This window comes from Pseudomonas sp. GW823-FHT05G12, from assembly GCF_058795575.1.
Genome location: NZ_CM179501.1, coordinates 3,589,804 through 3,611,314 on the forward strand (window position 1 = coordinate 3,589,804; position 21,511 = coordinate 3,611,314).

General features: G+C 63.0%; 15 protein-coding genes. 6 read left to right on the forward strand and 9 right to left on the reverse strand.

Annotated elements, in window-relative coordinates:
* Nucleotides 1–3: 3 nt before the first annotated feature.
* Genes AC3RCM_RS16380 through AC3RCM_RS16390 form a run of 3 tightly spaced genes read right to left on the reverse strand, consistent with a single transcriptional unit; the run spans nucleotide 4 to nucleotide 2,866 of the window.
* The gene (locus AC3RCM_RS16380) at nucleotides 4–1,644 is read right to left on the reverse strand and encodes a PqiB family protein (RefSeq protein ID WP_020190922.1); all 1,641 of its coding nucleotides are present in this window, start codon (nucleotides 1,642–1,644) and stop codon (nucleotides 4–6) included.
* Nucleotides 1,644–2,273 (reverse strand): paraquat-inducible protein A, encoded by a 630-nt coding sequence (locus AC3RCM_RS16385; protein WP_064493530.1) that lies wholly within the window; start codon nucleotides 2,271–2,273, stop codon nucleotides 1,644–1,646. Before AC3RCM_RS16385 ends, AC3RCM_RS16380 begins: the two co-directional genes overlap by 1 nt.
* Complete coding sequence (locus AC3RCM_RS16390; RefSeq protein WP_064493531.1) at nucleotides 2,270–2,866, reverse strand: paraquat-inducible protein A; 597 nt, start codon at nucleotides 2,864–2,866, stop codon at nucleotides 2,270–2,272. Before AC3RCM_RS16390 ends, AC3RCM_RS16385 begins: the two co-directional genes overlap by 4 nt.
* Nucleotides 2,867–3,016: 150 nt before the next feature.
* Between AC3RCM_RS16390 and AC3RCM_RS16395 the strand changes: the two genes are divergently transcribed.
* Nucleotides 3,017–3,490, forward strand: a complete 474-nt coding sequence (locus tag AC3RCM_RS16395) for a YMGG-like glycine zipper-containing protein (protein ID WP_020190925.1) — start codon at nucleotides 3,017–3,019, stop codon at nucleotides 3,488–3,490.
* A 45-nt stretch (nucleotides 3,491–3,535) separates the two neighbouring features.
* Here the strand turns inward: AC3RCM_RS16395 and AC3RCM_RS16400 are convergent, their stop codons facing one another.
* On the reverse strand, nucleotides 3,536–4,447 hold the full coding sequence (locus tag AC3RCM_RS16400; protein ID WP_064493533.1) for a LysR family transcriptional regulator: 912 nt from the start codon (nucleotides 4,445–4,447) through the stop codon (nucleotides 3,536–3,538).
* Between the two features lie 277 nt (nucleotides 4,448–4,724).
* Here AC3RCM_RS16400 and AC3RCM_RS16405 point away from each other — a divergent pair, with 277 nt between their 5' ends.
* Both AC3RCM_RS16405 and AC3RCM_RS16410 read left to right on the forward strand, forming a co-directional pair.
* On the forward strand, nucleotides 4,725–5,111 hold the full coding sequence (locus AC3RCM_RS16405) for a VOC family protein (protein ID WP_492629024.1): 387 nt from the start codon (nucleotides 4,725–4,727) through the stop codon (nucleotides 5,109–5,111).
* A 41-nt stretch (nucleotides 5,112–5,152) separates the two neighbouring features.
* Nucleotides 5,153–5,722, forward strand: coding sequence for a hypothetical protein (locus tag AC3RCM_RS16410; protein ID WP_104887412.1), 570 nt, complete (start codon nucleotides 5,153–5,155; stop codon nucleotides 5,720–5,722).
* Nucleotides 5,723–6,032: 310 nt separating this feature from the next.
* On the opposite strand, the gene AC3RCM_RS16415 is transcribed toward AC3RCM_RS16410, so the two are convergent.
* The 3 genes from AC3RCM_RS16415 to AC3RCM_RS16425 all read right to left on the reverse strand — a co-directional run bounded on the left by AC3RCM_RS16415 (nucleotide 6,033) and on the right by AC3RCM_RS16425 (nucleotide 9,392).
* Complete coding sequence (locus AC3RCM_RS16415; protein WP_020193582.1) at nucleotides 6,033–7,709, reverse strand: MFS transporter; 1,677 nt, start codon at nucleotides 7,707–7,709, stop codon at nucleotides 6,033–6,035.
* Between the two features lie 261 nt (nucleotides 7,710–7,970).
* A complete protein-coding gene (locus tag AC3RCM_RS16420; protein ID WP_003250810.1) occupies nucleotides 7,971–8,390 on the reverse strand; it encodes a VOC family protein in 420 nt (139 codons plus the stop codon).
* A 75-nt stretch (nucleotides 8,391–8,465) separates the two neighbouring features.
* The gene (locus AC3RCM_RS16425) at nucleotides 8,466–9,392 is read right to left on the reverse strand and encodes an alpha/beta fold hydrolase (protein ID WP_010953494.1); all 927 of its coding nucleotides are present in this window, start codon (nucleotides 9,390–9,392) and stop codon (nucleotides 8,466–8,468) included.
* A gap of 182 nt (nucleotides 9,393–9,574) precedes the next feature.
* Here AC3RCM_RS16425 and AC3RCM_RS16430 point away from each other — a divergent pair, with 182 nt between their 5' ends.
* A complete protein-coding gene (locus AC3RCM_RS16430; RefSeq protein WP_492629025.1) occupies nucleotides 9,575–14,464 on the forward strand; it encodes an NEL-type E3 ubiquitin ligase domain-containing protein in 4,890 nt (1,629 codons plus the stop codon).
* A 6-nt stretch (nucleotides 14,465–14,470) separates the two neighbouring features.
* On the opposite strand, the gene AC3RCM_RS16435 is transcribed toward AC3RCM_RS16430, so the two are convergent.
* Nucleotides 14,471–16,975 carry a UvrD-helicase domain-containing protein gene (locus AC3RCM_RS16435; RefSeq protein ID WP_492629026.1) on the reverse strand — a complete coding sequence of 835 codons (2,505 nt, stop codon included), beginning with the start codon at nucleotides 16,973–16,975 and terminating at the stop codon, nucleotides 14,471–14,473.
* Nucleotides 16,976–17,162: 187 nt separating this feature from the next.
* On the opposite strand from AC3RCM_RS16435, the gene AC3RCM_RS16440 reads away from it, so the two are divergent.
* Together AC3RCM_RS16440 and AC3RCM_RS16445 are read left to right on the forward strand one after the other, a co-directional pair.
* Entirely contained in the window at nucleotides 17,163–17,861 is a 699-nt protein-coding gene (locus AC3RCM_RS16440; protein ID WP_492629027.1) for a pirin family protein, read from the forward strand.
* Nucleotides 17,862–18,075: 214 nt separating this feature from the next.
* A complete protein-coding gene (locus AC3RCM_RS16445; RefSeq protein WP_492629028.1) occupies nucleotides 18,076–20,847 on the forward strand; it encodes an amino acid adenylation domain-containing protein in 2,772 nt (923 codons plus the stop codon).
* A 26-nt stretch (nucleotides 20,848–20,873) separates the two neighbouring features.
* On the opposite strand, the gene AC3RCM_RS16450 is transcribed toward AC3RCM_RS16445, so the two are convergent.
* Nucleotides 20,874–21,359 carry an isochorismatase family protein gene (locus tag AC3RCM_RS16450; RefSeq protein WP_064490781.1) on the reverse strand — a complete coding sequence of 162 codons (486 nt, stop codon included), beginning with the start codon at nucleotides 21,357–21,359 and terminating at the stop codon, nucleotides 20,874–20,876.
* Nucleotides 21,360–21,511 lie beyond the last annotated feature (152 nt).

Here is a 21,511-nt window from a genome sequence, read left to right on the forward strand (position 1 = left end):
TCCTCAGGGTTCAAGGTCTGCGGACCCGGCCGCTTTCGGCCGGCCACGAATCAGCGACTCGGGGTGGCGGCCCAGGTAATCGGCAAGGTCACGTAGCGAACGCGACATGCGTTCCAGCTCGTCCAGTGTTTCGCCCATTCGCTCGCGCTGCGGCGAATCTTCGGAAATGGCCGAGTTGGCCGTGCGCAGGGTCTTGTGCACCTCGTCCAGCGCCACTTTCACCTCCGGCAACGTCTGGCCATTGAACTGCTTTAGGCTGGCGCGCAGTTCACGCAGGCTGCCGTCCAGGTTACCGGCGATGCTTTCCAGCGGCAGCTTGGCAATGCGCTCCACCACCCGCTGCAGCTGTTCCTGCAACTGCTCAAGGCTGCCGGGCAGCGTCGGGATCATGATGGGGTCGGCAGCCATGTCGAAGGCCACCTTGGGGGCATCGGGGTAAAAGTCCAGCGAAATGAACATCTGCCCGGTGATCAGGTTGCCGCTACGCGCCTGGGCCCGAAGCCCATGTTCGACAAAGGTGCCAATCAGTTTCCGCGCCCCTTGCATGTCGCCCTCGGTGTGCTTGAACACCGCCAGCATCTTGCGGTGCACCGGCCCTAGCCGCTGCGGGTAGATCACCGCATCGACCACTACCGGGAAGCTCTGCCGCGTAGCATCGTAATCGAGCTGGATCGAGGTGACCCGGCCAAACTCCACACCCTTGAACTCCACTGGCGCGCCCACCGACAGGCCGCGCATGGCCTGGTCGAAGCGCAACTGCAGGTACTGCGCCTGGCCATGCGGAGGCGACAGCGCCATGTCGCGGTCGGCGAATAGCTGGAAGCGGGCCTGGTCGGCAGCAGGCTCGGCTTGCGCGGCGAAATCGGGCGAGCCGAAGGCCAGCCCGCCCACCAGAATCGACGACAGCGATTCGGTATCGACCTTCAGGCCATTGGCACCGATCTGCATGTCGATGCCACTGGCATTCCAGAAGCGCGTGTCAGCAGTGACGAACGTGTCGTAGGGCGCCTGCACGAACACGCCAATCTCTACCCCCTTGCCATCGTCCTGGAGGGCAAAGGACACCACTTCGCCCACCGGGATCTTGCGGTAGTAGATCGAAGAGCCGATATCCAGCGAGCCCAGGTCGCTGGCGACAAGAACAAAGCGCTTGCCCTTTTCGTCATAGGTGATCGGCGGCGGCAGCTCCAGGCCGACAAAGGACTTTTCCGGCACCTTCGACTCGCCGGAATCAGCCCCGATGAAACTGCCCGAAAGCAGCGTGTCCACCCCGGAAACCCCGCCCACGCCGATGCGCGGTCGCACCACCCAGAAGCGCGCTCCCCGGGTAGCGAATGAGCGGGCATCGTTGGAGAGCTGAACCTTGGCCACCACGCTCTTCTTGTCGTCGGCCAAGTCCACCGTGGTCACTTCGCCAATCACCACACTGCGGTACTTTACCTGGGTCTTGTGCGCCACCAATCCCTCCCCGCTGTGGAAAGAAATGGTAATCACCGGCCCTTGCTGCATCCAGTTGCGCACCACCAGCGAAGCGCCGATCAGGATCGCCAGGATCGGCACGATCCATACCAGCGACACACTCCAACGTCGGGTGCGCACTTCAACCTGCCCAGGGCCCTCGCGCTTGTCAGTCTGTTGCCCCATCAATGCGGCCTCCCCTCGTTGGCATGGCTATCCCAGATCAGGCGTGGATCAAAGCTCATCGCAGAGAACATGGTCAGCACTACCACCATGCCAAAGAACAGAATGCCCACACGCGGCTCGATGGTGCCCAGCCCGCGTAGTTGCACCAGCGCAGCCACCAGCGCCACTACCATCACATCGAGCATGGACCAATAGCCGATCAGCTCGACGAAGCGGTACAACTGCGAACGCTGCCGGCAGGCCCAGGAAGAACCACGCTGGGCAGTGAACAGCAGCAGGCCAAGGGAGAAGAACTTGATGGCGGGCACACCCACGCTGGCAATGAAGATGATCAGCGCGATGTCCCAGGCCCCGGCTTCCCAGAACTCCAGCACGCCACCGCCAATGGTGCTTTCTGTACCACTGCCGAGCATTTCGGTGTGCATCACCGGCAGCAGGTTGGCGGGGATGTAGAAAATCAGTGCGGCCAGCAGAAACGCCCAGCCACGGCTGATGGCATTGGCCTTGCGCCGGTGAATGACGGCGCCGCAACGGTTGCAGGTGTGCGCGCCACTGCGCGTGTCGCATGCCTGGCCACAGCCATGGCACAGACACAAGCCAAGGTCGTGCGCCTTGACCGGGGCAGTCATACCTGTTCCCACAAGTCGCGGATGTCCTTGCCGGCAATGTGGATGATCAACATGCTCAATGCGGCCAGGGCCAGCAGGCCGATACCGGGGATCACATCGAGCAGCCCCGCCAGTTTGATCACTGCCACCATTGCCCCCAGCAGACACACCTCCAGCATGCTCCAGGGCCGCAGGCTTTCCAGGCCACGCATGCACAGGGCAAAGCCGGGGGCACGCTGGCCGGCAAGGGCAAAACTCAACACCCAGCACAACAGGGCAATTTGCAGCAGCGGCGCAAAAATGATCGACAGCGCCATGACCAGGGCGATGAAGGTGATACTGCCGTGACTGAGAATCTGCACGGCGTCCCACAATGTGGCCGAGTGGGTCAGCCCCTGCATGCCGATGGTCATCACCGGGTAATAGTTGGCGAACACCAGCAGGACGCCGCCAGTCACACTCAGTGCCAGCCGCTGCTCGATGGTCAGTGACCTGTGCCGGTACAGCACGCCGCCACAGCACGGGCAAAGGGCACGTTGATGTTTGAGCAGCGGTGCACGGTGGTACACCGTGTCGCAATACTCGCAGATGATCAGATCTTGCGTCTGGCTCATGGTTTGCCCACGGGTAGCCTTGGATCAGGCCAGGAGGCTAATCGGAACGGCGTCTGATATCCGGTGTAGACCATCTGGGCAAAACTTCCATCACGACATCAGAGGCGAACTATTCTGTGAGACGGGCTTTCCGCCCGGTGGAGGTGTGCCATGCGTACGTTCACGTGGAGTTACCTGTTGATGCTGCTGTGCGCAGCATCGGCGGCCCAGGCGCAGTCGGTGGTGCCGCTCAAGGGCCAGAGCAGCCAGCAGATGCAACTGGATATCAACGATTGCAATACCGTCGCCACCAATGCCGCAAACGGCACAGCGACGTCCAGCGACCCACATGTCGGTGGCCGGGTTCGCGGTGCAGCTGCGGGTGCCGCCGCCGGTGCTGTAGGCGCGCAGGTGCGCGGCAACCAGCATGACGAGTTGTATGACCGGGCGGGTGACGATGCCAAGCAGCAATACCGGCAGAACCGTGCCGGCGAAGTGGCCGCCGCCGGGGCCGCGGTCGGTGGCATGCGCCAGCGTCAGGACCGGCGCCAGGACCGGCGCGGCCAGGACGAGGCCAAAACCCAGGCCCATGCCAGTGCCTACAGCGGTTGCCTGCAAGGGCGCGGCTACCAGGTCAACCCCTGAGCAATCGCCACGCCATGCTCCTCCTGCCGGGGTGGCATGGCGTGCTCAGTTCAGGAACTTCGCCAGCTCTTCCCGACAAAACTCCACGAACAACTGCGCCGGCTTGGTCAGCTGGACTCGCTTCAACCACGCCGCAGCCAGCCCCGACAGCGCCACCGGCTCGGCAATGTCGAGCATCACCAGGCGCTGGCCGTCATAGGTGTATTCCGAGTGCGGACGGGTTACCAGCAACGAAAAACCGAAACCCTGACCGACCATGCCGCGCACCATCTCTATCGACGGCGAACTGAAGACGATGTTCGGTGCCAGGCCCATCTCATTGAACAAGCTGACGAAGTAGGTGCGGCTAGGGGCCACGTCCAGCAGGATCATCGGCTCGGGGCACAGGTCGCGCAGCGAGACCTGGGCCTGGCCGGCAAAGCGGTGGTTCTCGGGTAGCAGCACATAGGGCTTCTGCGGCGGCATCAGCGGCTCGGCCTCGATGGTGCCATCCAGGTCGTGGTCATAGAGAAATGCCAGGTCGAATGTTCCGGCGGTCAGGCCCTGGATCAGGTCCTGCTGCTCACCGTCGCGCAGGCGAATGTCCACACCCGGGTAGCGCTGGCGAAAGCCGGCGATCAGGCGCGGCAGGTACAGTGGCGCCACGGTTTCGAAACAGCCAATGTCGATTTGCCCGGCGACGGTATCGTTGTCGGCCAGGGCGTTCTGTTCGAACTCATGGGCCATCTGCAGCAGCGACTTGGTCTTGGCGTAGAAGCGTTTGCCGCTGGGCGTCAATGACACACCCTGGGCGTGGTGGCGGATGAACAGCTGCACACCGAAACTTTCCTCCAGGCTCTTGATGGCCGTGGAGATGGACGGCTGGGCGATGTACAGCTGGCGTGACGCTTCGGCCACACTGCCCGCTTCCACGGTGGTGACGAAGTACTTCAGTTGTCGCAAGGTATAGGCAGCCACAGGGTACCTCTCTGACGCGAGTCTGGGCAGGCTGGGATCATGCCTCACACTTTACCCTTGGCTGCCGCTCTGCGGGCGCTGAGCGCTGAAGGATTTACCTATGCCTTGAGCAGGTTTTTTGTAGGGTCTGCCAGTACATCGGCTCACAGGCCTGCGCAAACCGGCGCCGCACCACGCTTGCGCCTGTAACGGGCCCCCGTGGCACTGCAGCCACTGGTCAAAAACGCCCGAACGTCTTTACTGATAGTCATCGGCCCCAGGTAAACGGTGTGTGCTTATGAAGATCGTGGTCACCAGCATCCTCGTCGACGACCAGGCCAAGGCCCTGGCTTTCTACCACTACGTACTCGGTTTCGAGCCCAGGCACGACATCCCCATGGGCAGGCACCGCTGGTTGACCCTGACTTCGCCCAACGACCCCAATGGCGTCGAACTGCTGCTGGAACCCGACGCGCACCCGGCGGCCAAGGTGTACAAGGCCGCGCTCAAGCAGGATGGCATCCCCGCCACCTCGTTCGGCGTGCGTGACATCCAGGCCGAATACACCCGGCTATGTGCGGCCGGTGTGCAGTTCATCCGGCCACCAACCACAATGGGGCCGGTTACCGTGGCGGTGTTCGATGACACGTGCGGCAACCTGATCCAGATTGCCCAGAAGCACTAGCCGCTTGCCCTTAACCCAATGCGCACCCACAAGGAAAACAGATGCGCCACGAATTCAGCGAAGTGCTCAACGACCTGGTCGACTACTTTCTGCTTGGCGATATCCAGTTGCTCGAACGCTTCAAGCAAGACCAGCAACTGCCCGACGACCTGGCCCATGCGTTCACCCACGGTGACAGCGGCGACCAGGCTGTGCGCGAAGGCATCGTGCTGCCGCTGGCCGGTGTCGACAACCTGCCCTACCGCATCCTCTTCACCCTCGATAACCACACACCGGCCCTGCGCGAGGCCGGCAGCCGCCTGAAGCACCGGCGCAATGGCTATGTACTGCGGATCGAGCACGGTGCGCTGATGCTGTACACCTGGCGCATCCTGCAGCACTTCACGCCCAAGACCCTGGGTGACCTGATGGCGCGTTACCGGCTGCCTGGGCGGCCGATCATCGAGCTGGACAATGGCTGGTACGACGTGGAGGTGCTGGCGGGGGCACTGGTGCGCGACGGGTTGTACGAGCCAGCGTTCGAGTTCGTGCTGAAGAAGCGCTGGAGCCGGGGTGAGGCGACCGCTGTGGATACCGGGTATGCATTCGGGCTTCGTGGCTACTTCGACTGATTGATCGCCTGTGCCGGCCTCTTCGCGGGTGAACCCGCTCCTACGGGGGGGGGGCGCAGGGGGGCAGAGATTGTTGGGGCTGCTTTGCAGCCCTTCGCGGGTGAACCCGCTCCTACGGGGGCCGCAGGGGGGCAGAGATTGTTGGGGCTGCTTTGCAGCCCTTCGCGGGTGAACCCGCTCCTACGGGGGCCGCAGGGGGGCAGAGATTGTTGGGGCTGCTTTGCAGCCCTTCGCGGGTGAACCCGCTCCTACACGGTACCTGTAGGAGCGGGTTCACCCGCGAAGAGGCCGGCACAGGCAAACTCGACCTTCAGGTGTGAGTGATATCCCGATCCTTGGTCTCCGGCAGGAAGAAGATCCCCAGCACCGCCGTCATCACGGCAATCACGATCGGGTACCACAAGCCGTAATAGATATCCCCGGTCGCTGCCACCATGGCAAACGCCACGGTCGGCAGGAAGCCGCCGAACCAGCCATTCCCGATGTGGTAAGGCAGCGACATCGAGGTGTAGCGGATGCGCGCCGGGAACAGCTCCACCAGCCAGGCGGCAATCGGCCCGTAGACCATGGTCACGTAGATCACCAGAATGGTCAGCAGCAACAGCACCATCGGGTAGTGGATTTTCGCCGGGTCGGCCTTTTCCGGGTAGCCCGCCTCTTTCAATGCACCACTCAGGGTTGCGGTAAACGCTTCGCTTTGCACCTTGAAGTCCGCCGCCGCCAGGCTGCTGCCATCAAAGCTCGGCAATACCCGTTCGCCAATGCGGATCTGTGCCACGCTGCCGGGTTCCGCCGCTTCATTGGTATACGGGATGGCGCGCTTGGCCAGCAGGCTCTTGGCAATGTCGCAGGAGCTGGTGAATTTGGCCTTGCCCACCGGGTCGAACTGGAATGCACATTGGCCCGGGTCGGCCACCACCACCACCGGGTTCTGCTCCTGGGCAACGAATACATCCGGGTTGCCATACTCGGTCAGTGCCTTGAAGATCGGGAAGTAGGTCAGCGCGGCGATGATGCAGCCGGCCATGATGATTTTCTTGCGGCCAATCCGGTCGGACAGGCTGCCGAAGAAAATGAAGAACGGTGTGCCGATCAACAGCGAACCGGCAATCAGCAGGTTGGCGGTCTGCGGCTCGATCTTGAGCGTCTGCAACAGGAAGAACAACGCGTAGAACTGCCCGGTGTACCACACCACTGCCTGGCCGGCGGTGCCGCCGAGCAGCGACATGATCACCACCTTGAGGTTGTCCCAGCGGGCGAACGATTCGGTCAGGGGCGCCTTGGATGCCTTGCCCTCGGCCTTCATCTTCATGAACACTGGCGACTCGTTCAGTTGCAGGCGGATGTACACCGAAATCGCCAGCAGCAGAATCGACAGCAGGAACGGTATCCGCCAGCCCCAGGCCTCGAACGCTTCCGTCCCCATGGCGGTGCGACAGGCCATGATCACCAGCAGCGACAGGAACAGCCCCAGGGTGGCAGTCGTCTGGATCCAGGCAGTGAAAAAGCCGCGGCGGCCCTTGGGCGCATGCTCGGCCACGTAGGTGGCCGCGCCGCCGTACTCACCGCCCAGCGCCAACCCCTGCAGCAAGCGCAAGGTGATCAGGATGATCGGCGCGGCCACGCCGATCGTGGCGTAGCCCGGTAGCAGGCCCACCACTGCGGTGGACAGGCCCATGATGACAATGGTGATGAGGAAGGTGTACTTGCGCCCGATCATGTCGCCCAGGCGGCCGAACACGATGGCGCCGAACGGTCGGACGGCAAAGCCGGCGGCAAAGGCCAGCAAGGCAAAGATGAACGAGGTGGTTTCATTGACGCCAGCGAAGAAGTGCCTGGCGATAATCGCGGCGAGTGAGCCGTACAGGTAGAAGTCGTACCACTCGAATACCGTGCCCAGGGACGAGGCGAAGATGACCTTGCGCTCCTCCTTGGTGATACCGCGTTGGGGCGCGCTGCCCGTGGATGTGCTGTCGAGAACCGCCATGGGTTGCCTCCGTCATGTTGTCATATAGGCCGGAGCACCTCACAACCACTTCACCGTCGCACCCAGGCCCTGGCGCTTGCTTTGGTTGCGCGAAGCACGACGAGGCGGGCCGCCTCGGATCGCAGCAAGGTTCATGAAGCATAATCGGGATTGGCTGGATATCCACCCGCCGGGCCCTGCACGAGAGGGCGGCCTGGACGACACGCAGCACCGGGGTGCCGGGCGATAGCGGGTTGGCTGACGATTTTGGCGGGGGCGGTTTCACCCGCCAGGCACTACCGGCCCCTTCAACTCGACCTGATTACCATCCGGGTCGTAGCAGTACAGCGAAAGCCCTTCGCCTTCGGCCCCATACCGCTTCTCGGCAGGCTCCACCTTTACCCCGGCGGCTTCCAGATAGGCCGTCAACGCGGCCTCGTCGAACGGCTCGATGCGCAGGCAGAAATGGTGCAGGTTGCGCCCTTCCACGCCCGGTGCCGCTCCGCCTGGCTGCCCCAGCGGGCCATCCAGGGTCACCAGGTCGATCATCGCCGTGCCCGTGGCCAGGTGCACCATACCCAGGTCTTCGCGCACGCGGCTGACGGTGCAGCCAAGCAGTTCGGTGTAAAAGGCAACACTGCGCGGCAGGTCGCTGACCCGCAACACCAGGTGGTCGATGTGCTTGATGGTGAAAGGCCGCATGCCGGGCTCCCTGTGGCGTGTTTGCGAATACGTTCGCCACCATAGCCCAGGTTCACCCGGCGTGACCAGAATCAGCTACTCGTTCACCAAGCGTTGCAGTACGCCCCCTTCATGGCGCGTCAGGATACGCAGCAGTTGGTCGACCAGCGCCCGGTCCGGCGCATCCAGGTGGAAGTGGTGCCCGCCTGGGTGCCAGGAGACTTTCGCCTGGCTGGGCAAGGCGGCCTGACGCCGGGTAAAGGCCTCGCCGGTGAAGGCCCCCTGGCGGCCGAACAGCAGGTACAACGGGCAGCGGATCTGGCTGAGCAGGTCGCAGGCTTCGCGCTCGGTCAGTGGCATGGGTTCGGGCAATACCAGCCGCGGGTCGTGGCGCCAGCAATAGCCATCGTCCAGCTGTAGCAGGTCGCGCAGCGCCAGCAGCCGAGCGGCACCTTCCGACAGTTCGGTGTCCAGCCGCTCGCGGCGTTGCGCCAGGGCGTTGTCCAGGTCGTCGAAGCGACCAACATCCGGCTCGGCAAAACCCGGCAACTGGCTGCGCTGTACCATGCGCTTGAGCCGGTAGGCCCGCGCCAGGTGCTGCACGCGGTCATCCTCGGCCACCGTGAACGGTGCCCCCATGCCGTCGAGGAAGGTCATGCTGGCAATGCCACTGGTCATGGCCGCCAGCAGCGACGCTATACCGGTGCCCATCCCATGGGCCAGCACGTGAAATTGCGCCAGGCCCAGACTGTCGGTTACCGCCAGCATGTCTTCGGCATGCTCCCACAGGTAATAGCCGCTGTCGTGGCGACGATGGCCAGAACGGCCATGGCCGATCAGGTCGGGGGCCACCACGAAGCAGCCGTCCAGCATCGGTGCCAGGCGCTCGAACGAGGCAGCGTTATCCAGCCAGCCATGCAAGGCCAATATGGGGATACCGTCTTCTGCCCCCCAGGTGCGAACCGCTATTTCAACGCCATCGAGGTCTAGCAGGTGGTCTTTCGGACTGCACAGCGAACGCATTGCAATTCTCCTTGGCTGAAGCCTGCACCATGACCTGCCTCACCCTCTCGCAGATCCTCCCTCGCTGCCAGCCCCCCACCGACCCGCGCATGCGCAGGACCGACCGCGGCCAACAACTATCTACCGCACTCCGGCGCCTTGATCAGCGTGGACTATCTCCCCCCACAAAAGAGATGGTGACCATGACAACCCCGACACCGTTGCACCAAAGCCAGATAACCCGATCGTTACCGAAATGGAGCAAGGCGCTCCAACCCACGCATACACGCAAAGTGGTGCAGAGCCTGTACAAGGAATATCTCGATGAAGATGGCAGCCCTTACGCGTGGTATGCCACTGCCGATGAGCCAACGCGTGAGCAGTTGCACAACGCATTGCAAACCCGGAACAAACGGCTGGCGCAAGTCAAACAGGCGCTGGGCGAGTTCAAGGACATCATCGCGTTCTGCGGCCCGCTGTTGACCGAGCGGTTGAAGCTGAATGTGCCTGTAGACAGGGCGCAGTATGTGTTCCAGCCCTTTGAGTCAGAGGCCAACATCTGGGTGGGCGTTCCCGATGTGGAAACGCCTTTGGTCCCGGACGAGGAAGCGGATGTGCTGGCTACTCGCCCGGTCGGCCAACCGCAAACACGCAGCTTGCTGGAGGCTGCCCTGCACAACTTCGAGGGGCTGGACGAAGTCGGCCCCTACAGCAGGCTCACCAACGCCCCAGGCAGCGACACGCCCCCGGCAGGCCTGACGATGGCGGACTTCGTCAGGCATTGTCGGGCGCTGGACCTTGGCAAACGTTATCAAGACCATCTGCTTGCAACCCATGAAGGCGCCAATCGCGCTGAAATCCAGCGCCTGTCGATTGCAGCGAACCGTGAGGCCTTGAGGGTCCAGGCATTGATCGCCAGGCTCAAAGGCCTGCTGAGCGAGGCCGGGCTCGATGCGCTTGGGCAACTGTGCGACGGCAAGTCTCACCCCACCTATGAAAACGAGGCGTTGCATTGCTGGCACTTCAACCTTTTCGATATCCCCGTCCACGAAATACTGTTCATCGGGCCAGACAACCCTTACCGCAAGAACCCCTGCATTGTGTATGTCCCTGGCGACAGCGAGCACCCGGTAAGGGAGTTCGCTTCTCGTCAGGAAGCGGGCAAGCACCTGCGCAGCCGGCTATTGCAAAGCGAGTTTCGCCGCACCTTGGTGCATTTCGCCTACAAGGACAGGCAAAAAGAACTTGCCGTAAAGCTGGAAATTGCGCTGTTCGAAGAGGATGAAGCGGGCATACGCAAACCCCGAATCATGCCAGTGATCCCTTTCACGCTCTCGCCAATCCGAACCGACCCTTGGACGAACCTATACAACGCACACCTTGCGCGCATGAAGGCCGACGCAAAAACCATTGCAGTCCCTACCGCCGAAGTCGACGCCAACGCCCGCAATGAGCGTCTGAAGTACTGGTTCGACCTGGGGATGAACGTGCTGAATGTCGCCGCGTTCTTCGTGCCGGGGTTGAACACGGTCATGCTAGGCGTTTTTGCTTACGACCTGATGAGCTCTGTTTTCACCGGGTTCGAGGCCTGGGAAGAAGGTGATACCCGGCAGGCACTGGCGCAGCTGGAATCATTGGCCATCAACGCGGGCGTGATTGCCGGCTTTGCAGTGGGCACCAGGATCGTCCAGGCGTCTGGCTTTGTCGATGCACTGAAAAGTGTATGGCATGAAGACAAGGAAGTGCTTTGGCACCCCGACATGAAACCCTATGCGAGCACGGCGGCTATTCCTGAGGGGGCTCAACCCGATTTGCTCGGCCATGTGCACGTCGACGGAAAGACCTACCTGAAGCTGGATGGGACCCTGTACGAAGTGTTTCAGGGCGCTGATCAGCAATGGCGCGTGCGCCACCCCGAGGATGCGCAGGCCTATGCCCCACGCTTGCTGCATCATGGTAACGCCCGCTGGCAACTGGCCCATGAACAGCCTCTGGAATGGGAACGTGAACAGCTCGCGCGCCGCCTCGGCAGCCATAGTGCAGGCCTGGACGACAGCGAACTGGACCATGCCATGCGCACTACCGGTACCGATCCAGACGTGCTGCGCCGTGCCCAGGCAGCGGGCCTGCGTCCACCCGCTTTGTTGCTCGACGCGCTGCAGCGGTTGCAACTGGACAATCAGACCCAACAGATCATCAACTGCGTACGCCATGGGTTGCCGCTGGCTGCGTACAAGAACTTTGCCTTGCCTGAGTTGCTGCGCCTGCCGGGGTGGCCCGAGGGGAACGTGCTGAAGGTTTACCAAGGGCCAGAACCCTGGGGCGAATCGGTGCGCTACGGCCCCCCTCACACGCTGGGCCAGACAGAAATCGAAATTACCCGTACCGACCTGGACAATGGCCAGTTGAGCCAGACCGTGCTGGATCAGATGGATGAAGAAGCCATTGAGCAGTTGCTCGGTGACACACCAACCGAGCACCGATCGTCCGCACTGAACAACAAGCTCGCGCAACACCTGGAACAGCATCGCGAGGCGCTGTTCGAGAGCCTGCAACAACGACGCCGTCCCACACACCCACCCACTGCACAAACCCTCGCCCGGCAGTTTCCCGGGCTACCGGACAGCGCGCTTGAAGAATTGCTGGCCAACATCAGCAACGCCGAACGGGAACGCCTGACCAACGGCCGGGTGCCGCTTCGCGTTGCCGAGGAAGCACGCCTTCTGCAAGCTCGAGCGCGGCTTGACCGCGCCCTCCTCGGCCTGTTCAGGCCCAGCCTGGCCAACGACGACAGTCTACGCATCAAGCACGCGCTGCAAGCCGCGCACCCGCAGGCTGAACCGGCCCGGTTGCTGCAACTTGCCCTTGGTGATCGCCAGCACTGCGCCTCACTGCTTGGCCAACAGCCCATCAACCCCAGGTTCCGCTCCCCTTTGCGATTGGCCAACGGCCAGCTGGGCTATCCCCTGAGCGGCCGAGGCCTGCAGGGACGAGCCTTGCCGGCTGCACGTCGACTCCGGGCGCTCTACCCCGAACTCAGCAGCGAGCAAATCACCGGGCTACAAGCCGAACTGGCTCGAGGAGGCGACCTGGGTAGCGCGATCAACCAGCTGGAGGTCGAGCAGCGTACTCTCAACCGAGATCTCAACCGTTGGGTAAGCACCGCCCGCACTCTTGAAGAGCGCTTTGATCGCCAGCAATGCACCGAGCGACTGATGAGCGCTTCCCGCCGTGAAGGTGGCGCGCAAGCCGAAACACTGGTACTGGACCGTATGCAGCTCGAAGCGCTACCCGCTTTCACTGCACGCATGCTGCATATCCGCAATCTCAGGCTCGAGGGGCTGCAGATGCGGCACCTGGAGGGCAGCTTCCTGGCAAACTTCCCTAACCTGGAAACCCTGGAAATCGTCGGCAACCCGGACATCGATGCCGAGACATTGTTCGAGGCGCTCAGGTCGGCACCGCGGCTACGCGAGCTGGGCCTGACCGACAATGGCCTGACCACCCTTTCACCCACCGCCCAACAGGCCATCGGGGCAATGCCCGGCTTGCGACTCCTGTGGCTCAGCCGCAACCGGCTGCAACTCGACACCACCAGTTTGGGCTTCCTGACGCGCTTACCCCTGGATGCCCTCGGCCTGGCCCATAATCAAATCACCCTCGACGAAAGCCTTGCTGCCCAGTTTCAGGACATGATCCACCCCGTACTACTGCACTTGTCAGGCAACCCACTGCGACTGGCACCCGACCTGCGCTTCATGGCCCGTCTTGTCCACCTGGAGCTTGAGCGTTGCGAACTGCAGCAGTGGCCCGACAGCCTGACCGTCCTGATGAGCCAGCCCCAGTACCAACTGCGCTATCTGAACCTGTCGTCCAACCGCATTCGTACCCTGCCAGACTTGCCTGGTGTGCTGCGTACCCCTTTTGCCCGCGATGTCGCCGCGCACTTGCCGGAGCGCCGTTGGCTGTTCAACTACAACACCCTGGAAGCCCAGACACGTGCACGCCTGGGCAGCAGCGGCGTCAACGTCTTCGAACACGCAGAAGACGTGCCACTGTGGCAAGGCGTTTTCCGTGGCGAGGCGAGCAATGCCGAGGAGCAGCTGTGGAGCGAGCTGTTCGACCAAGGTGAAAACGCAGCGCTGCTGGGCGTACTCGAACGTCTTGCCCAGTCGGCAGAAGCGCAGCGTGATGGCGAGGCCCTGAGGGCGCGCGTCTGGAAGCTGCTGGATGACGCTGCCCACGACACCGTGCTGCGTGAGCGCCTCGCCACCGTGGCCGGCGACTTCCCGCCAACCTGTGGCGACGCGGGTGCCGACGCGTTCAGTGCCTTGGAGATAGAAGTGCTGGCCCACGAAGCCGCAGCCGTCGCCGGCAGTCGGCCGGCTGATCTACTGAGCCTGTATGGCAAGTTGTATCGACGCAGTCAGGTCAATCAACTGGCCGATCGCATCAGCTGGAGAAGGTCCTTGCGCAAACAGGCGCTGCTCGACGGGGCCTTCGATGAAAACCTCCCCCCCTACGATGAGCTCGACGACCCCTCAGCCTTTCCGGACAGCGAACTTCAAACGGGGCTGGTGGACGATGTGGAGGTACGTTTGGCTTTGCGCCAGTCGTTGGCCAGCGCGCTGGACTACCCTGAGCCGAGCCGAGGCATGCTGTACCGCAATACGGCCAGAATCAACGACACAATCATCGAAATGGTGAAAGCTGAGGTCCTTTCCCTGGACAGGGATGCCACCGCTCGGGAGCAATGGTTGACCCAGCAGCCGGGCTGGGTCGAGTACTTGAAACGAGAGCATGCAGCCCAGTTCAGCCTGATCACCGACTTCTGGCGGCCAGGCCTTGATTACCTCTATTACTGCCTGGATGAAACCGCCGAGCCGGTGACATCCCTGGACAGCTCGGTGCGACGAGCCTTGGCCAGGGTCATGCCTGAAAGCCCGGTGGATGCTGACGGCAGGCTGCGTCGCGTGGTGCTCAACGAGCAGCAGTATCGCCAGGGCGTTGACGCGCTGACTGCCGAGCAGCAGCAGGTTGAAACCGGTCTGCTGACCAGCCTCACCCGCCAGACGCAAACAATCGGCCGCTGACCCCACTCACTGCCCGCGCAGGTCTTCGAAGAAGGCCTGCTTGCCGTCCACCTGGCTGGACGCCCGTGGGGCCGCTGCGGCGTCACCATTGGCGGCCTCTACGTGCCAATAGCAGTGTTGTACTGCACGGGTCACCGCCACGTAGGCCAAGCGCTGCACTTCTTCCTTCTGTGCCGTATCGAACGGTTGGGCATCACCTGCCTTGCCCAGCCCAGCCTGGCGGTATACCTGGTTCTTGTAGGGTGAGCTGGTCAGGTACTGGCAGTCACCCAGCATGAACACCGCATCGGCCTGCAAACCCTTGGCACTGTGATAGGTCAGCTGACGCAGCCGGCGCTGTTCGGCCGGTAGCGCCGCCTCGGCGTGCAGCACGCTTTGCAGGTGCTCGTTCATCAACGCTCGGTCACTGCCCTTGCGGTACAGCATCATGACCGTCTCACCCCGCTTGTAGTGCTCGACAAGCGTTTCGCCCAACGCAGCCTCGTCACGGTCGAACACCTTGACCGGCGAGCCGGGCAACTCGGCCGCCGGGCCACTGGCGCGGGCTTTCTTGCCGGCAATCGCCGGGGTGCCCTTGACCAGGTGCTCGGCCGCATCGATCACCTGTTGCTGGCAGCGGTAGTTGTCGACCAGCATCACCCGCGTGTTGGCCGGCGACGGGAACGCCTTGGTGAACTCCATGAAATACTTGGGCGAACTGCCACGCCAGCCGTAGATCGATTGCCAGTCGTCACCCACGCACAGCAACGACGAATGCTGGGCATGGCGCCCGGTGTGCATGGCCGGGCCGCGGCGCCGTATTTCAGCGAGGCAGGCACGCAACCAGCTGACGATCTGCGGCGACACGTCCTGGAACTCGTCGATCATCAGGTGCGCCAGCGGCCGCAGCAACGGATCGGGCAGCAGGTGCAGGTTTTCCGGGTTGTTCTCGCCAAACAGGGCGAACATGCGGTTGTAGCTCATCACCGGCGGCGACTGGTCCAGCAGGTGCGCTTCCAGGGCCTTCCAGTACAGCGCCAGGGCCTCGAAGAACAGTGCATCGCTATCGCCGGACGGGAAGCTCATCGCCGCCACTGCTTTGTTCACCTCCAACCCCAGGTTTTCGATGAAATTGGCCGCACTGACGAACGCATCCAGCAGCGGCGCCGGGGCCAGTTCGCCTTTAACCTTGTACTCGAAGCCAGGACCGGCCACGGCATCGCCCGCCAACGATGCCGCCAGGCGCCTGGCCATGGCGTAGTTGTCGAGCCAGATCAGCGGCCTGTCGCAGAACGCCTGCAACAGTGTGCGCTTGACCGCCCACTCGGCACGCACGGTCAGCTTGGCGCCGGGGCGCTGGTATTGCGCGCTTTGTGCGGGGTCGAAGCCCAGCACCACCAAAGGCCCCTGGCCTTCCAGGCGGCCATGCACATGGAAGCGGCTGCCACGGATATCGACCGTTTCACGGCAGGGCTCGATGCCCTTGATCGGCCAGACGCCGGCGGCAAACCACAGGTCCTCGATCACGTCGCACAGTTCTTCGTCGCGCTGGGCGGCCAATTGGGTCACCTGTGCGCGCTTTTGCACATCGGGGTTGTTCGGGTCCAGCGGTTTCAGTTGCAAGGCTTCGCTGCGCAACTGGCCGACCAGCTCGGCAAAACGCGGGCTCTCGCCCAGCAAGCTGCTGTAGCACTGGTTCAGCTGCTGGCGCTGGGCATCGTTCAGGCGCAGGTCGAACGGGTTGCTGTCGGCCTCGGCCTCACGCCCCGCAGGCATCTCGTGGCCCAGTGTTTCAAATGCACGCACCTGGCCGAAGCCCGGCAGGCTGCGCACCAGCGGCAGGATGCGCGAATGGAACGTGCGCACCAGCTCGCGGGCCTGCGCAGGCTGCAGGTTGATCTGCCACAGGGCGAACACCTGCAGCAGGCGCTTGATGAAGTCCTTGCGCGATTCGCGGGTGAAGGTGACCACGGTCATCGCATCCAGCTCGTAACCCAGGTAATGACGCAGCAGCAGGATGCGCAGCACCAGCGACGTGGACTTGCCTGCCCCGGCGCCTGCCACCACGCAGGTAGACGGGGTGTCACTGAAGATCAGCTTCCATTGCGCGGCGCTGGGCTGGGCTTCGGCGGGCAGGCGCTGGGCGACATCGGCCTTGAAGCGCTTCTTCAACTCGGCCGTCAACGGCAGGCGCCAGTCGTCGAACAAATTGTCATCCTGGCCTGGCACGGCGGCGCTGTCGGGGCGCGTATCGCGGATCACCAGCACCTGGCGCCCCGCTTCATAGCCCTCCACCCGACCACGCTCGAACCCTTCACGTACACCATCGGCATGGCCAGTGCGCTGGCCTGTGGCGTGGCCGAGGAACCATGAGTCGCGGTGCTGGGCTTGCAGGCGAGTCAGGCCACGCCCCAGCAGGCGGGCGGCCAGGCGGCGAAACCAGGGCAACTGGGCAGGAGGGGTAAGGTCGGCGGGGGCCAGGGGTTGCTCGTGGGCCACGGTCACTCCGTTGAAAATCAAAACAGCAGGCATGTTCGCCGCATCGACGAAAAATCGCCAGCGAATGCTTGCAGATCAGTGGATTAGGCGATGAAGCGAATAAAACGCCACAGAAAAAAACATCTATAAAACAGATTGTTTTAAGCCGATATTTACGCTTATTTTCGATGTTTCTATAGCGCATCATGGCGTCATTCCACTGATTACAAGGAGCACGACCATGCTGCAACTGCGACCCTTCGAAAACCTCGGCCACGCCAACCATGGCTGGCTCGATGCCCACCACCATTTCTCGTTTGCCGAGTACTACGACCCGGCACGCATGCACTGGGGTAACCTGCGGGTTTGGAACGACGACCTGATCGCAGCCGGCAGCGGCTTCCCGCCGCACCCGCACCGCGACATGGAAATCATCACGTATGTGCGTGAAGGCGCGATCAGCCACCAGGACAGCCTGGGCAACAAGGGCCGTACCGAAGCCGGTGATGTTCAGGTCATGAGCGCCGGTACCGGCATCGTGCACAGCGAGTACAACCTGGAAGATATAGATACACGTATTTTCCAGATCTGGATCGTGCCGGAGCGCACCGGTGAAGCACCGCAGTGGGGTAGCCGGCCGTTCCCCAAAGGCGAGCGCGGTGAGGGCTTCGTGACCTTGGCCAGCGGCCGCGCGGGTGACGAGGACAGCCTGCAGATCCGTACCGATGCCCGCCTGGTGGCTGCTACCCTGCGAGCCGGAGAAACCGCCGAGTACCGCTTCGATGCCGAACGCCGGGGTTACCTGGTGCCGGCCAAGGGGCTGGTGGAGATCAACGGATTGCGGGCCAAGGCGCGCGATGGCGTGGCGATCGAGCAGGAAGCGGTGCTGCGGGTGACCGCCATCGAGGACAGCGAGATCGTGCTCGTGGATGTGGCCTGAAAACCAGGCCTCTGACAATCCATGTCGCAGCGCAAGGCGGCTCCCCTGGAACAACCGCTAACCCGTCGGGTTAGCAGGGTTTTGCGGGGGCTGGCTTGCTGCGCTGGAGCTCCCGGCTATCGCAAGCAGCGATCATGCATTGGCGCCATCAGCCAGCCTGCACTAGCGTTGTGCTACCAGCCAGCCCAACGTTCCTGCGGAGCACTCGATCATCATGCCGGACCTGCGCCCGAACCCGACGCTGTGCCTGGCGTACCGTGCCGAACAGCCCATCCACCACGCGTTCATCAAACAGGCCAGCCGCTGCCCGGCGGCCATTGCCATCATTGGCCAGCACACAACCTGCAGCTACTCCCAACTGGAGCAGATCAGCGCGGGCATTGCCGCGTTTCTGGTTAAAAACGCCGAGAGCGGCACCGATCGTGTGGTCATCGTCACCCATCGCAGCGCCGCCCTGGTGTACGCCATGCTCGGCTGCCTGCGTGCCGGCCTGGCCTTCACCGTGGCTGACGCCGCTTACCCGGCCGCGCGTATCGAGCAAATCGTCAGCACCCTGAAGCCTGCGGTGATACTGCGCTGCGCCGAGGCCACCGTCGACGTCGGCCAGCCCATGGTCGTCACGGTGCCTGAAGCCCCCGCTGAGGCGCTGCAGGCCTTCCCTGGCCAACCTGTCGCGCTGCCCGCTGTCAGCCCTGAGCAGCCGGCCTACATCACCTTCACCTCGGGCAGCACCGGTGAGCCCAAGGGCATCGTTACCCACCACGCACCGCTGGTGCACTTCATCGACTGGCATGTGCGCCAGCACGGTTTTACCCAGGCCGACACCTTCTCGCTGCTTTCTGGCCTGGGCCACGACCCGGTATACCGCGACGTGTTCACACCACTGTCGCTGGGCGCGACCATTGCCTGCCCGGCCCAGTCGACCCTGACCGATCCCTCACGGCTGGCCGGCTGGCTTCACCAGCACGGTGTGAGCGTGATCCACCTCACCCCGCCGCTGGGCAAGCTGATCGAAACTGGCGTACACCTGAACGGCCAGGTTCTCGACCACCTGCGCTACCTGTTCTGGGGTGGCGATGCACTCAGCCCGACGCAGTACCAGCAGGTCCGCGCCATCGCACCGAATGCCGTCAATGTGAATTTCTACGGCACCACCGAAACCCCTCAGGCCATGGCTTTCCACACCCTCGACCCGGAAATGGACAATGCCCGGGTGCCCTTGGGAAAAGGCATTGCCGATGCACAGTTGCTGGTGGTCAACCCGGCCAACCAGCTGGTCAACGAGGGCGAGACAGGCGAAATCCTGATCCGCAGCCCCTACCTGTCGCGGGGATACTGGGACGACCCGGGGCTGACCGAAGCCAAATTCATCGCCAACCCGTTCACCGCTGACGCGGCCGACCGCTGTTACCGCACGGGTGACCTGGGCACCTATCTGGCCGATGGCAGCGCCCGTTTTCTGGGGCGCGCTGACAGCCAGGTGAAAATCCGGGGGCATCGCATCGAGCTGGCGGAAATCGAGAACGCCATCTGCCGTCACCCGCACATAGGGCAATGCGTGGTCCTGGCCAACCACGACAGTGCATCGACCCGTCTGGTGGCCTATTGCGTCGCGCAGCAGGCCATCCGTGCTGACGAACTGCGCCAGGCCCTCAGCGGCCAGCTGCCTGACTACATGGTTCCGGCGCTGTTCGTGTTCCTTGATGCCCTGCCGCTCACCCCCAACGGCAAGGTCGACAAACGCGCGCTGCCTGCGGCATTTGACGACAGTATCAACCCACCGTTGTCACCCTTGGCCGAAAAGCTGAGTACAGCCTGGGCCCGCATCCTCCAGGTACCGCGCCTGGACGCCAGGTTGAGCTTTGTCGAACTGGGCGGCGACTCGCTGTCGTTCGTACAGGCCTCGCGTGTGCTGGAGGCGCTTATCGGTCACCTGCCTGAACGTTGGGAAACCCTGCCGGTGTGCCAGCTGGCCGAGCTGAGTGCGCCGCCCAAAGGCGCGTGGCGGGTAATGGAAATGCCGGTGTTCATCCGCATGCTCGCCATCATCCTGATTGTGGTCGGCCACCTGGGTGATTTCGACCACTGGCCGATACTCGGCGAAACCTCGGTGCTGTTCCTGGTCTCCGGCATCGCCCTGGCGCGCTTTCAGCTCAAGGCCATCGAAGCGCGTGGCGATGCACGCACGCTGCTCAGGCCACTGGCAGCCATCGTGGTGCCAACACTGTTGTACAGCGCATTGATCCAGCTGGTATTCGCCCGGCTGCACTGGCAATCGCTGCTGCTGGTTTCCAACTGGTTCCCCGCCAGCGAGGTCAGCCTGTTCAACTATTGGTACATCGAAGTGTTGGTGCAGATGATCGTGATCATTGGCCTGGTGCTGTCGATCAGGCGCGTGCGCCAGGTGCTGATTGCCGACCCGTTTCGCTGGCTGATCATCGCTGCCTGTGCACTGGTGGCGCTGGATGTGCTCCTCAACCAGTTCGTATTCGACGCCAGCGCCCTGCTCAACCGGGTGCCCCAGCACTTCCTGGCGGTGATGGTACTGGGCATGGCCGTGCACCATGCCGACACGACCTCACGCAAATGGGTGGCCAGTGCAGTGGCCGTGCTGGTGGTTGGCGAGTTGGACCTGATGGCGCTTGCCGGTGTTGGCTGGCAAGCGTTTACACACTATGTAGACATCGCCCTGCCAGCGATGCTGGCACTTGTCTGGTTCCGCTCGGTGCCGGTACCCGCCCTGGTTGCACGGGCAGGTGCGGTGATCGCTTCGTCAACCTTGTATATCTACCTGACGCATTTCCAGTTCGAGTCGGTAGCGGAGCATGTTTTCAGGCACCCGCTGTTCGAGATAGCCCTGGCACTCGCTGGAGGGGTACTGGTGAGCTATTGCTGGAACACCCTGTTGCGTCTGCTGTTTACCCGCAGGCGCAAGCAGCATCAGGCGCGTGGAGCCGATACAGCTGAACGCGCCACCTCTGCCTGAACGAAGATGACCCGCCAGCGCATGCACTACTCGCGTCCGGCCAGTTCAGCCAGCACCTCGGCCGAGGTGGTGACCTGGCGGAAGTGGTGCTTCCACAGGTCAGTCCCCAGCTTGCCCGAGCGGTCCAGCGACGACCCTATTGTCATGTCTGTCACCAGCGTGGGCATCAGCCCTGCATCGAACAGGGCAAAGCCGGCGGCCAGCACGCAGGTTTCGGTCTGCAACCCACACACCAGCACCCGCTCTACACCCAGTTGCCGGATGTAGTCGATAGCTTCGGCACTTTGCCCATAGCCATGCTTGACGAACACCTGGTCGGCCTCGACCAGGCTCTCGTCCTCGGCCGCCGGGTGCCAGCCGAGTTGGCGCTCGAACGGCGTGACCTGTTCATCGTGCAACTCGACCGAGGCTATGGTGGGAATGTTCGCTGACAACCGCCGCAAACCATCGACCAGCCACTCGGGCGGGCTGAAGGTGGACTGAACATCGACGATGAGCAAAACCTGGCGCATGAGCGGATTCCGGCACGGGCAAAAGGCGCGGAGTATAACGCGAAGCAACTGCCGTGGTCGCGGGACAAGCCCGGGGCAACATTCGGCGACCCCTTGCGCGGGAAAAGGGGGCTGTTGCGCAGCCCCCTGCTGTACCCGTAACAGCTAACCCC